This is a genomic window from Aliiroseovarius lamellibrachiae (genome assembly GCF_018599245.1).
GTDB classification, from domain to species: domain Bacteria; phylum Pseudomonadota; class Alphaproteobacteria; order Rhodobacterales; family Rhodobacteraceae; genus Aliiroseovarius; species Aliiroseovarius lamellibrachiae.
The window spans coordinates 135,418-147,984 of record NZ_JAHEVJ010000002.1 but is presented as its reverse complement, the minus strand read 5'-3'; the positions used below and the strand labels follow the sequence as shown (position 1 = coordinate 147,984).

Sequence of the window (12,567 nt, the reverse complement as noted above, 5' to 3'; positions counted from 1 at the left end):
AAGCAATGACGCCGTGTAGTGATTGACCCTGCTTGAGTGGCGGGCTAACGATCTTGCGAAACGGACCATCCGGGGAAAAGATTATGAGCGAGATTGAACGCGAAAGCATGGAATACGATGTGGTCATCGTGGGCGCAGGCCCCGCAGGCCTGTCAGCAGCCATCCGTTTGAAACAGATAAACGCCGACCTTGAGGTTGTGGTGTTGGAAAAAGGCTCAGAAGTGGGCGCGCACATCCTGTCGGGTGCTGTGCTGGACCCTTGCGCCTTGGACAAGCTGATCCCGGATTGGAAAGAAAAAGGCGCGCCGTTAAACACGCCCGTCAAGAAAGACAACTTTTTGGTGCTTGGCCCCGCGGGTCATCTGCGCATTCCAAACTTTCCAATGCCACCCTTGATGAACAACCACGGCAATTACATCGTCTCAATGGCGAATGTGTGCCGCTGGATGGCCGAACAAGCCGAAGAGCTGGGCGTTGAGATTTTCCCCGGCATGGCCGCATCAGAACTGGTGTACGGCGAAAACGGCGAAGTCAAAGGCGTTGTGGCCGGCGTGTTTGGTCTTGAACAAGACGGAACTTATGGCCCGAACACCGAACCGGGCATGGAGCTGCACGGCAAATATGTGTTCATCTCCGAAGGGGTGCGCGGATCCTTGGCCAAAGAAATCATCGCCAAATACGACCTGCAAGCGGGCCGTGACGTGCAGAAATTTGGCATTGGCATGAAAGAGATCTGGGAAATTGACCCAGACAAGCATTCCGAAGGCACCGTGACCCACACGATGGGCTGGCCTTTGGGGTCAAACGCGGGTGGTGGATCCTTCATCTATCACCTTGAGAACAATCAAGTGTTTGTCGGCTTTGTGGTTCACCTGAACTATAAAAACCCGCATCTGTACCCCTATATGGAATTCCAGCGTTTCAAGCATCACCCAGAGATCGCCAAGCTCTTGGAAGGCGGCAAACGGGTCGCTTACGGCGCGCGCGCCATTTCCGAGGGCGGCTATCAGTCGATGCCAAAAGCCTCTTTCCCCGGTGGGGCGCTGTTGGGCTGTTCCGTGGGGCTGGTGAATGTGCCGCGCATCAAGGGCAACCACAATGCGATGTATTCCGGCATGGCAGCAGCGGAAGCGGCGGCGAAAGCCATTGCGGCCGAGCGTTCGGGCGATGAGCTGTCAGATTACGAGGTCGAACTGCGCAACGGTGTGGTCGCCAAAGACCTGAAAAAGGTGCGCAACGTGAAACCCCTGTGGTCGAAGTTCGGCCTGACCGCATCATTGATGCTGGGTGGGTTGGACATGTGGACCAACACGCTGTTTGGCGTGTCGCTGTTTGGCACCGTAAAACACGGCAAAAACGACGCCGAGGCGACCGGCAAAGCGGCGGATTACCCGGTGCTGGAGTATCCTAAGCCCGATGGAACCCTGTCGTTTGACCGCCTGACCAACGTCAGCTTTGCGGCCACAAACCACGAGGAAAGCCAGCCCTGCCACCTGAAATTGACCGATCCGGACATCCCCATCTCGGTCAACCTTCCGCAATTTGCAGAGCCAGCACAGCGTTATTGCCCAGCGGGCGTATACGAAGTGGTGGAAGAGGCCGGCAAAGACCCGCGCTTTGTCATCAACTTCCAAAACTGTGTGCATTGCAAAACTTGCGACATCAAAGACCCGTCGCAAAACATCACATGGACCGTGCCACAAGGCGGTGACGGGCCGAATTACCCGAACATGTAAATCGGGCCGGGCGTTTCCGGCCATATTCGGCCCAATCGGCGAAAAATTGATACTTTGTGAGGGGCTGCAGGTGCGGCCCCTCATTGTTTTTGCCCCGCGAGGGGATTAAGTTCACAGCAACCGCGACCCTGCAACTGAGAGAGCTTTGCCCGTCATGCCATTTTTCCGCGCCACTCTTACCATGGCGCTGACCGCCACGACGCTTTTCACCAGCCCCCTCATCGCCCCTGCATTTGGCGAAGGTGCGTTTGGGTCATATCTCGCCGCCCGGTCAGCAGACTTTCAAGGCGACTTTGTTGCAACCGCCGAATACGGCGCGCGCGCCATCGCGGAAAACCCGGAAAACGAAGACATTCTTGAAGGCGTGACCATTGCCCAACTGGTGCTGAACCCGCTGGACAAAGCCACGCCCTATGCCCGCCGCCTCCAGGCCTTGAATGAGGAAAACCGCGTCGCACGGCTGGTTCTTTTGGGCGATGCACTGGGGCGCGAGGATTGGGATGTTGCCCTTGCTGTGCTCGAAAGTGGCGTGCCGGTTGGCCCCCTTATGGCCGACATGTTGCGCGCCTGGATCGAGATTGGCCGCGGGCAGATGTCACAAGCGCTAGAGATTTACGACACCCTCGCAAAAGACGAAAGCGCCAAGGGGTTCGCCCTATTTCAAAAGGCGCTCGCCACCGCCCATGTGGGGGATTATGAAACCGCCGCTGATCTTTTGGGCAGCCAATTGTCAGAGTTTCGTTTGAACCGACGCGGGGTCATCGCCTATGCGCAAATCCTAAGCCAGCTGGAACAGTTTGACGATGCCATCACCCTGATTGACGAGGCCGCCGGGGGGGTGATGGATGAGGAACTGACCGCCATTATGGATCAGTTGAAGACCGAAACACCCCTGCCCTATACCGCCATTACCGGCGCGCGCGATGGGACAGCAGAACTGTTTTATATGATCGCAGAAAACCTCGCCCCGGATGCCGCCCCCGACACTGTGCTGATCTATAGCCGGATCGCCGAACACCTCGGACCCGAACTCCATGCCGCCACAATCCTTTCGGCGCAAATGCACGAAGATATGGCGCATTACAATCTGGCCGTCGCCGCCTATTCCCGGATCCCACAAAACAGCCCGGTCTATTTACAGGCCGCATTAGGGCGCGCTTTGGCGCTGAACAATTCCGGCCGTGTGGATGAGGCGATTGGCGAGCTGCGCACCCTAACCGGGCAATTCCCGACCCGCGCACGCGTCCCCACCCTGCTTGGTGAGTTTCTGTCGCGTCAGGACCGGCAGGAAGAGGCACGCATCGCATTTGATCAGGCGGTTGCACTGTTTCAGGGGGAAACCCCCGCCCAATGGCGCGTCTATTTTCAGCGGGCCATCACCCTGAGCAAGCTGGATGACTGGCCCGGCGCCGAAGCCGATTTCCGCAAGGCGCTAGCGCTGAACCCCGAACAGTCCAACGTGCTGAATTACCTTGGATATTCTTTGGTCGAGCGCAATGAAAGCCTGAATGAAGCGCTGGATATGATCGAACGCGCCGTCGCCGCTCGCCCTGACAGCGGCTATATCACCGACAGCCTGGGCTGGGTCTATTACCGCCTTGGCCGTTACTCAGAGGCCGTGGTGCAAATGGAACGCGCGGTAGAGCTTTTGCCCACAGATCCGATCCTTAATGATCACCTTGGCGATACCTTTTGGGCCGTCGGGCGCACGCGCGAGGCAGAGTTTCAGTGGAAACGCGCGCTCAGCTTTGTGACCGAAGACACCGATCTGGAAGAATTGAACCCCGACCGCATCCGCCGCAAACTGGAAATAGGTCTGGATCAAGTGCTGAAAGAAGATGGCGATGCGCCCCTAAAGGCCACAGAAAAGGCACCCGAGTAACCGATGGAATTGTCCGCGCTGAAGATCGCCAAGGTCTTTGCCCCCGCCAAAATCAACCTGACCCTGCATGTCACAGGCCAGCGCAACGATGGTTTTCACCTGCTGGACAGTCTGGTGGTGTTTGCGGATGTGGGCGATCGCATTTCGGTGCGCTTGGCCGCGGCCAATAAACTGGATGTGACCGGTCCCAAAGCGGCCGGCGTGCCGACCGACGGATCAAACCTGGTGTGCAAAGCGGCTGATCTGTTCGGCCTGCCGGTTCACATCACCCTGTCCAAACACCTGCCAAACGCGGCGGGTATCGGCGGGGGCAGCTCTGATGCGGCCGCCACGCTGCTGGCCCTTGCAGAGCTTTCCGAGGACAGTCGCCTGCCTGACGTAAGTGAGCTTGGGGCGGACGTAAGGGTGTGCCTGATGCGACAGGCTGCCCGGATGCGCGGCATTGGCGAAACGGTTGACCACGTCGCAGACTTGCCACCACTTTTTGCAGTGCTTGCCAACCCCGGTGTAGATGTGCCCACGCCGGATGTGTTCAATGCGCTGACGGACAAAGCCAACGCCCCCATGCCAAAGAAATTGCCGCGTTGGAAAACCACCAAAGCGCTGATCGAATGGCTGGCGACACAACGCAATGATCTGGAGGCCCCAGCCATCGCCTGTGCCCCTGAGATCGCCAATACACTTCAAAGTTTGCGCGCCCTGCCTGCTGCTAAACTGACACGTATGTCTGGCTCTGGTGCCACATGTTTTGCCCTGTTTGAGACACAAGACGAGGCCAAAAAGGCCGCCGCTGCTCTTCAGAACTGTCAGCCGGATTGGTGGGTTGTACCCTGCCATTTTTCATAAAGGAACTGTCCCCCCTTTGTTGGGGGGAAGGTAAGCCAAGTTACTTTAGGGGCGCTGCCCCTCGGCCGAACGGCCTCACCCCGGGATATTTGTGACAAGAAAAAAGAGAGGGGAGCACCCTCTCTTTTCAAAGCCTAAGCTTTTTCCTTGTGCGGTCATCGGCGTCCCCGCCTGTACCGCGCTGCCATGTTGGGCATGAATGGTTAACAAACCGTTGCGGCTTTTTTCTTGTTTCAAATATCCCCGCCGGAGGCACCCGACCTCTGCCATGCAAAAGGATCAGTTGACCCGTGCAACCACGTAATCGGCAATATCAATCAGCATATCGCGGATCGGGTCTTGGGGCAGCTCCGCCATCGCCGTTTTCGCCTTTTCCGCCCAAGCCAGCGCTTCAATGCGGGTGTCTTCCAATGCGGCGTGTTTGTTCAGAAGCGCGAGCGCGTGTTCCAGATCGCCGTCTTCTTGCTGCCCCTTCTCGATGGTCCGGGTCCAGAAGGCACGTTCATCGGCATCACCGCGCGCCACCGCTTTGATCAACGGCAGGGTCAGTTTACGTTCGCGGAAATCATCACCGATGTTTTTGCCCGTTGCGTCCCCGCCCCAATAATCCAAGAGATCATCGACAATTTGGAACGAGATGCCCAGCGCATCACCGTAATCGTAAAGCGCTTTCACCTGTGGCTCATCCACCCCGGCAATCACTCCGCCGACTTCGGTGGCGGCAGAAAACAGCGCCGCGGTTTTGCCGCGCACCACTTGCAGATAGGTGTCTTCCGTTGTGGTCAAATCCTGTGCGGCGGTCAGTTGCAGCACTTCGCCCTCGGCAATTGTCGCTGATGCATTTGACAGAATGCGCAACACATCCAGCGACCCGGTTTCGGTCATCAGTTGGAAGGAACGTGAGAAGAGGTAATCCCCCACCAGCACGCTTGATTTATTGTCCCAAAGCAGGTTCGCGGTGGGGCGGCCCCGGCGTTGCGCGCTTTCATCCACCACATCGTCATGCAAAAGCGTTGCGGTGTGGATGAACTCCACCGTGGCGGCCAGATGCAAATGATAGGGTCCATCGTAGCCACACAGCTTTGCCGCCGCCAAGGTCAGCATCGGACGCAGACGTTTTCCGCCCGCCTCAACCAGATGCGCGGTCACTTCTGGGATACGCGGGGCGTGTTTTGACGCCATCCGGTCGCGAATCAAGGCGTTAACAGCCGTTAATTCTTGGTCCAAAGTGGCCGCCAAACGCTCATGCGGCTTGTAACTTGCATCTTTCATCATGCTCACGATCCCGTCACATGGCTCGACAAACCCATAGGGTTGCCCTTAAGTCTTTGAGTATGAAAGAGCTTATTCGCACAACAGACCCCACCGTGATCCCCTATGTAACAGCCCTTCTTGAGGGCGAGGGTATAGCCCTATTTGTTATGGACGTCCATATGAGTGCCTTAGAGGGATCAATAGGAATTTTACCTCGTCGCGTTATGGTCCGTGATCAGGACCTTGCCGATGCGCAAGTGATCCTGCGGGATAATAATATTGCGATTGAAGGGTGATTGGATGAGTTTGATGCAAATGGGTTTGAGCGAAGATAAATTTCTGGGGGGTCGGCTGGTGCTGACCCAGCCGTTAAATGGCTACCGTGCGGGGGTTGATCCGGTCTTTTTGGCCGCCTCTATTCAGGCCCATACAGGGGAATCAGTGCTGGATCTGGGCTGTGGCGCGGGGGCGGCGGCCTTGTGTCTTGGTGCACGCGTTGACGGATTGCGGCTGGTTGGGGTGGAACGCCAGTATGAATACGCCGAACTTGCCCGCAAAAACTCCGACGACAATATGATTGATTTTGATGTGTTTGAGGGCGACGTTGCCGACCTTCCAAGCGAGGTGCGCGAAGACAGCTTTGATCATGTGATTATGAACCCCCCCTATTACCTGCGCGACCGCGGAAGCGCCTCGCCGGATGCGTTGCGCGAAGGGGCGCTTGGCGAAGATGTGCCGCTGAGGGTCTGGCTGGATCAGGCCACCAAACGGGTCAAGCCGCGCGGCTATATCACATTGATCCAAAAGGCCGAACGCCTGCCAGAGGTGCTGGCGGCGATGGATGACCGATTGGGATCCATTTTGGTCAAACCCCTCGCCCCGCGCATTGGCCGCGTGACCACTTTGGTGATTGTGCAGGCGCGAAAAGGCGGTCGGGGCGCGTTCCGCTTGGCCGCCCCTTTGATTTTGCACGAAGGCCCGCAACATGTCGGCGATGTGGAACATTACACCCCCGAGGTGTCCGCCATTCTTCGCGAAGGATCTGCCTTTCCCCTTTGGTGATCGCAGAACGAATATTTCAACGCGGGCGAAATTATGCCGCTAATTGCAACCAATTCGTGACACAGGCGAAATTTTATGATGCACTCAGGGGGTAATCATCAAGATAAGGAGTATCCCCATGAGCGTCACTTCACACGTCGAAGAGCTGCGTCGCAAGCATGAAGCATTGGCAGGCAAAGTAGAAGCCGCACAGCGCGCGCCGGGCTCCGAGGGCCTTGAAGTCACCGAGTTGAAAAAGCAGAAACTCAAGCTCAAGGAAGAGATTGAACGCCTGGTCAACGCATAAACAGCCAACGCCTCGCCGTTCACATTCCAACGCGCGCGCATCGCCATGAACGATCCCACTTTGCGGTTCGTCTAGTTGCCAGCGCGCGCGGCCATCACGGCCCCAACCGTGATCAATACCCCAGCAACCAGCAAAGACAGGCTTGGGGCGGCGATCCCGGCCAGTATCAACACAAGTGTCGACAACAATGGCGCGCCGTAACTTGCCACGCCCAAAAGCTGTATGTCACCCCGCTTGACCCCGATATCCCAGACATAAAACGCCAAGCCAACCGGCCCTAGGCCCAGCCCCAAAATCGACAGCCAACCAAGGCCGTTTGCGGGCCAAACCGTGTCTTCAAACAACAGATGCGCGCCCAGCGCCAAGACTGCGGTTGCAAGACAAAAGATCACAACCGACGCCGTGGGCGTGTCGCCAAGACGACGGCTAAGCACCGAATACCCCGACCACGTCAGCGCACATAACAGCGCCAATCCATATCCCGGCAACGCTTGGGCGGAAAACCCGGCGGCCCCGCCCAGCACAATTAACGCAGCCCCCGCAAAAGAGATAAGCGCACCGATGACATGCAGGGGGCGCAGATGCTCACCCGGCAAAAGCCCCGAGAAAAGCACAATCATCAGCGGCCAGAGATAGGCGATCAACCCGGCCTCAGCCGCAGGCGCCATGCGAAGGGCCGAAAAATACAGCGCGTGATAGCCAAACAGACCAAGCGTTCCAAAGAGGTAAACCCGCCAAGAGACCTCGCGCAAAACGGAAAATCCCGTTGTGACGCCGATCCAAACCGCCCCCAATGTGCCGCCAACGGCAAAACACATCGCCGCCAGTTGAAACGGCGGAACCGGTGCGGATCCAACGGTGAACAGCGCCAAAAGCGCCCACAACAGCACCGCCCCAAACCCCACCAAGGTGGCTTTTGAACGGGTCATGGCAATTCCTCTACCGGGGTGATTTTCATATTGTCCGAGACATGGGCGGTTTTTTCAATTTCCTCAAGCATCCAGTCCAGCAATGCACGAATTTCAGGGCGCGCCTCTCGCCCAAGCGCGCAGAGAAAGCGGAAATGCGCGCGGGTGGAAATCGCCTGACCATATGGGGCCACAAGACGCCCCTCCATCAAGTCTTTTGAGACAAAGAACCGACGCCCCAAGGCCACCCCCGCCCCGGCCATTGCGGCATCCAGCGCGTGATCTGCTTGATTAAAGCTCAGCGCGGGACCGGGGGTTGCGTCGATGCCAGCAGAGCGAAACCAAGCGGCCCAATCACACCGGGGTTGCAGGAAGTCAATCGAATGATCGGTGATCAAGGGGGCCGTCAACAAGGCCTCTGGCGTTGGGTAGCGTTCCGCCAATTGCGGCGTCATGACCGGGGTGATCCACTCCTCGGACAAGGGATGTGAAAACAATCCGCCGTCCGGACCATAGCCAAAACGGATCGCCACATCGACCTCATCGCGCGACAGATCCACCATGTTCAAACTGGCGGCAAAGCGCAGCTCCACCTCGGGGTGGGCCTGTGCAAAGGCATACATGCGCGGGGCAAGCCATTTTGATGTGAAAGCCGGGCCGGCAGTTACGGTCAAAACATTGGTATCAAGGGTGCGGCGGGCCGCGCGCCATGCGGTTGTCAGGGCCTCAAACCCTTCTTGCGCACCGGGGGCCAGCACCATGCCCGCCTCGGTCAGCTCCACCGCGCGGTTCATGCGGTAAAACAAGGGGGCGCCAAGATGTTCTTCCAGCGATTTGATCTGAAAAGACAGGGCGGCGGGGGTGACGTGAAGCTCGGATGCGGCCTTTTGAAACGACATATGTCGGGCAGCGGCATCAAAGGCACGAAGGGCAGTCAAAGGGGGCAAACGATCGGACATTTCAGATTAGTATCACTTAACTGACACCTGAGAAAGTCTCGTTTGTTTAAAAATATCAAAAGGGGATAGTCAATACAGACAAATTCTTCTTAAGGAAACCCCATGTTTGAAACCGCCAATACCCAAGAGATGTATCACCATTCCCAAACCGCACATCGCCTGCGGGCACAGATGTTCGGCGCCGTTTTTGCGTGGATCATCAGCCCCATTCACACCGCGAAAGGTTGGAAAGCAAAACGGGCTGCGCGATTGGCACAGCCCGATCTGGTATCCTGTGGGTGTTAGACGCAATGCGCCCCAAACACTGTGACGTTACACAAAGAACTGCGCGCCGTTGGCCGAGATGGTCGAGCCGTTGATGAACTCTGATTTCTCATCCGCAAGGAAAGCCACACAGCGTGCGATTTCTTCGGGCTCGCCAAGGCGCCCCGCTGGGATCTGACCAATGATGCTTTCGCGGACCTTTTCGGGAACTGCCATCACCATTTCCGTGCCGATATAGCCGGGGCAAATCGCGTTGGCGGTGATGCCAAAACGCGCACCTTCTTGCGCCAAGGACTTCACGATACCCAAGTCACCGGCCTTTGTGGCGGCATAGTTCACCTGAGCGAATTGCCCTTTTTGGCCATTGATCGAGCTGATCACAATCACGCGGCCATATTTGCGTTCGCGCATGCCGGGCCACAGTGGGTGGACGGTGTTGAACACGCCGGTCAAGTTGGTGTCGATCACCTCTTGCCACTGTTCTGGTGTCATTTTGTGGAAGGGCGCGTCGCGGGTGATGCCGGCGTTGGCAACCACGACATCAATGGGGCCAAGATCGGCCTGGACCTGTTCCAGACCCGCTTTGGAATCCTCATAGCTGCCCACATTCCATTTGTAGGTTTTGATCCCGGTTTCTTCGGTAAAAGCCGCGGCTTTCTCGTCATTGCCCGCATATGTGGCGGCCACGTCATAGCCTTCGGCCTTCAGGGCTTTTGAAATAGCAGCGCCAATGCCGCGCGATCCCCCAGTGACGAGTGCAACTCTTGCCATGATATATTCTCCCAGTTGATATCTTCTTGTTGGTAATCTTATTACTTGTGGAAACATGAAAGCGCAACAATATTGCGACAAGAAATTCTGCACTGCGGCTAGTTCGCTGCAACGGCAGCATTTATTACGCCGAAACGCTCATTTTTTTCGCGATTTTGCACGCTTCTTTCCCATTGGTCACCCTAAGCCTAGCGAATCATTGGGGGCCCGCAAGTAGGGTGCGCAAATTCTATGACAATCACGCAAAGCGGGCGCGGCGGCCTCTGGGGGAATTAATCCGGGCACAAAAAAAGGGCGCCGAAGCGCCCCTTTCCATCAGTTTGATAAGTGTTACGGACGCTCAAGGCACATCGCCACGCCCATGCCGCCACCGATACACAAAGTCGCGAGACCTTTTTTCGCGTCACGGCGTTTCATTTCAAACAGCAACGTGTTGAGGATCCGACAGCCCGACGCACCGATTGGGTGACCGATGGCAATCGCGCCACCGTTCACATTCACGATCGACGGGTCCCAGCCCATGTCTTTGTTCACGGCGCACGCCTGCGCGGCGAAGGCTTCGTTGGCTTCCACCAAGTCCAGATCCCCGGCGGACCAACCTGCTTTGTCCAGCGCTTTACGCGAGGCAAAAATCGGCCCAACACCCATGATCGACGGGTCCACACCGGCGGTTGCATAAGAGGCGATGCGCGCCAAAGGCTCTAGCCCGCGCTTTTCAGCTTCATCCGCCGACATCAGCAACACGGCGGCCGCACCATCGTTGATGCCAGAAGCGTTGGCGGCGGTCACAGTGCCCCCGTCGCGCACAAAAGCGGGACGCAGTTTTTGCATGGCTTCCATGGTCGCGCCGTGACGGATGTATTCGTCACTGTCGACAATTGTCTCGCCTTTGCGGGTCTTTACGGTGAAAGGGGTGATTTCATCCGCGAACTTGCCAGCCTTTTGTGCCGCTTCCGCTTTGTTTTGCGAAGCGACCGCAAATTCATCCTGCATCTCGCGGGAAATCTGCCACTGACTGGCGACGTTTTCGGCGGTTTGCCCCATGTGATAGCCGTTAAAGGCATCCCACAGACCGTCCTTGATCATCGAGTCGATGAATTTCATGTCACCCATTTTGTGACCGGCGCGAAGATGGGCCACATGCGCGCTGAGCGACATGTTTTCCTGACCGCCAGCGGCGACAATAGATGCGTCACCAAGCTGAACGTGCTGGGCGGCCAAGGCCACGGTGCGCAGGCCCGAGCCACAGACCTGGTTGATGCCCCAGGCGGCGCTTTCGATTGGCAGACCAGCGTTGATGTGTGCCTGACGGGCGGGGTTTTGGCCTTGGCCTGCGGTCAGAACCTGACCGAGAATTGTTTCATCAACATCTGCTTTGTCGATGCCGGCGCGCGCAACGACGGCTTCCAAAACTGTTGCGCCCAGATCATGGGCGGGCGTGTTTGCAAACGCACCTGAGAAACTGCCAACCGCGGTACGTGCGGCCGATACGATTACGACATTGGTCATGGTCTTCCTCCACCTTCTGTCTTGTTGGGGAACGGGTCTGAAAGAAACCATCTCTCCCCAAGACAGCCCAGCCCTCACCGCATAATCACGGTTGGCCGCATCCTGTGCTGCATCGCAGAAAAAATCAAGCGTGGGAAAACGGGGGACGTTTTGGCGAGGTTTTGCGCTATGCGGTACGCCCCAAAAGCTTGTTCACCTGCCAATAGGGCGTCAGTGTCGGCACGCCAAAATAGTACCCTTGCATGCAGTCCATTCCGATCGATGTCAGGAATTCTGCGTCTTCAAAGGTTTCGACATTTTCCGCCACGACAAACATGTCGAACTTATGCCCCAAGTCCAGAAGTGCTTCGGTCAGGATTTGGGCATCCGGGTCATCATGCACCCCTTCGATCAGTTCACCGTCAATTTTGATGATATCAAAGTAGAAGTCTTTGAGATATTTGAAGGATGTGTAACCGGCCCCAAAATCATCCAACGCAAAACTAATGCCTTTGTGTTGCAAATCCGTCATGAAATCGCGCACCTCGTCGGGGGCAGAAAGCGCGGTACGCTCGGTGATTTCGATGATCAGTCTTTCGCCGACTGTCGGATCCTTTTTCAACCCTTTTCTAAGCACGTCATTCCATTGAGCATAGCCAATGGTCAGGGCGGACATATTGATCGAAAGACGCAGGCTCGCTTCTTCAAACAATGCTTCAATTCCCTTTTCAAGGGCGAGCGCATCAAGCTGTCGGCCCATGTCGGTATTATCAACGACATCAATGAAATCTTTTGCGGGAATGATCCGCCCCTGCTCATCCGCGACACGCAACAGGCCTTCGTAAAAGGCCATTTTGTCGGGCTGCGCGGTTTGCACCACCGGCTGAAACGCCAGTTTCACTTGTTTTCGGACCAAGGCCGTGCGCACCATATCCATGGTTTCGCCTTGCCGATGTTGCATCGCAATATCAAACGGGCTGCTTTTCGTTGTCTTATTCATGTCGTCCCCGAGCGGCAGATTTGTCGCATTCGTGTCACTATCCCAGTCCCTCCATATTGTGGACAAACACCCTAACAACCTGTAAAAGCTGGGTTTTGCTTATAATTGTAC

At 56.7% G+C, this 12,567-nt stretch carries 13 protein-coding genes; 7 read left to right on the top strand and 6 right to left on the bottom strand.

What is annotated here, in order from left to right; all coding sequences use genetic code 11:
* Positions 1–83 precede the first annotated feature (83 nt).
* The 3 genes from KKW20_RS04115 to KKW20_RS04105 all read left to right on the top strand — a co-directional run bounded on the left by KKW20_RS04115 (position 84) and on the right by KKW20_RS04105 (position 4,464).
* Positions 84–1,736 (top strand): electron transfer flavoprotein-ubiquinone oxidoreductase, encoded by a 1,653-nt coding sequence (locus KKW20_RS04115; protein ID WP_214566308.1) that lies wholly within the window; start codon positions 84–86, stop codon positions 1,734–1,736.
* Between the two features lie 181 nt (positions 1,737–1,917).
* Complete coding sequence (locus tag KKW20_RS04110; protein WP_214566307.1) at positions 1,918–3,618, top strand: tetratricopeptide repeat protein; 1,701 nt, start codon at positions 1,918–1,920, stop codon at positions 3,616–3,618.
* 24 nt (positions 3,619–3,642) lie between these two features.
* Complete coding sequence (locus tag KKW20_RS04105) at positions 3,643–4,464, top strand: 4-(cytidine 5'-diphospho)-2-C-methyl-D-erythritol kinase (RefSeq protein WP_214566921.1); 822 nt, start codon at positions 3,643–3,645, stop codon at positions 4,462–4,464.
* 279 nt (positions 4,465–4,743) lie between these two features.
* Here KKW20_RS04105 and KKW20_RS04100 read toward each other — a convergent pair whose 3' ends face one another.
* Positions 4,744–5,739, bottom strand: coding sequence for a polyprenyl synthetase family protein (locus KKW20_RS04100; protein ID WP_214566304.1), 996 nt, complete (start codon positions 5,737–5,739; stop codon positions 4,744–4,746).
* Between the two features lie 59 nt (positions 5,740–5,798).
* On the opposite strand from KKW20_RS04100, the gene KKW20_RS04095 reads away from it, so the two are divergent.
* The 3 genes from KKW20_RS04095 (at position 5,799) to KKW20_RS04085 (ending at position 7,066) form a co-directional block, all read left to right on the top strand.
* A complete protein-coding gene (locus KKW20_RS04095; protein ID WP_214566302.1) occupies positions 5,799–6,014 on the top strand; it encodes a putative signal transducing protein in 216 nt (71 codons plus the stop codon).
* A 4-nt stretch (positions 6,015–6,018) separates the two neighbouring features.
* Positions 6,019–6,780 (top strand): tRNA1(Val) (adenine(37)-N6)-methyltransferase, encoded by a 762-nt coding sequence (locus KKW20_RS04090; protein ID WP_246534440.1) that lies wholly within the window; start codon positions 6,019–6,021, stop codon positions 6,778–6,780.
* 118 nt (positions 6,781–6,898) lie between these two features.
* Positions 6,899–7,066, top strand: coding sequence for a DUF465 domain-containing protein (locus KKW20_RS04085; RefSeq protein WP_214566300.1), 168 nt, complete (start codon positions 6,899–6,901; stop codon positions 7,064–7,066).
* Positions 7,067–7,137: 71 nt separating this feature from the next.
* Here the strand turns inward: KKW20_RS04085 and yddG are convergent, their stop codons facing one another.
* Together yddG and gcvA are read right to left on the bottom strand one after the other, a co-directional pair.
* Positions 7,138–7,995 carry an aromatic amino acid exporter YddG gene (yddG, locus tag KKW20_RS04080; RefSeq protein WP_214566298.1) on the bottom strand — a complete coding sequence of 286 codons (858 nt, stop codon included), beginning with the start codon at positions 7,993–7,995 and terminating at the stop codon, positions 7,138–7,140.
* On the bottom strand, positions 7,992–8,933 hold the full coding sequence (gcvA, locus tag KKW20_RS04075) for a transcriptional regulator GcvA (RefSeq protein ID WP_214566296.1): 942 nt from the start codon (positions 8,931–8,933) through the stop codon (positions 7,992–7,994). Before gcvA ends, yddG begins: the two co-directional genes overlap by 4 nt.
* Before the next feature lie 102 nt (positions 8,934–9,035).
* Here gcvA and KKW20_RS04070 point away from each other — a divergent pair, with 102 nt between their 5' ends.
* A complete protein-coding gene (locus tag KKW20_RS04070) occupies positions 9,036–9,218 on the top strand; it encodes a hypothetical protein (RefSeq protein ID WP_214566294.1) in 183 nt (60 codons plus the stop codon).
* 27 nt (positions 9,219–9,245) lie between these two features.
* Here KKW20_RS04070 and phbB read toward each other — a convergent pair whose 3' ends face one another.
* The 3 genes from phbB to KKW20_RS04055 form a co-directional block, all read right to left on the bottom strand.
* Entirely contained in the window at positions 9,246–9,968 is a 723-nt protein-coding gene (gene phbB / locus KKW20_RS04065) for an acetoacetyl-CoA reductase (RefSeq protein WP_214566292.1), read from the bottom strand.
* A gap of 330 nt (positions 9,969–10,298) precedes the next feature.
* On the bottom strand, positions 10,299–11,477 hold the full coding sequence (locus tag KKW20_RS04060) for an acetyl-CoA C-acetyltransferase (protein WP_214566290.1): 1,179 nt from the start codon (positions 11,475–11,477) through the stop codon (positions 10,299–10,301).
* A gap of 166 nt (positions 11,478–11,643) precedes the next feature.
* Complete coding sequence (locus KKW20_RS04055) at positions 11,644–12,456, bottom strand: EAL domain-containing protein (protein ID WP_214566288.1); 813 nt, start codon at positions 12,454–12,456, stop codon at positions 11,644–11,646.
* Positions 12,457–12,567: the final 111 nt, after the last annotated feature.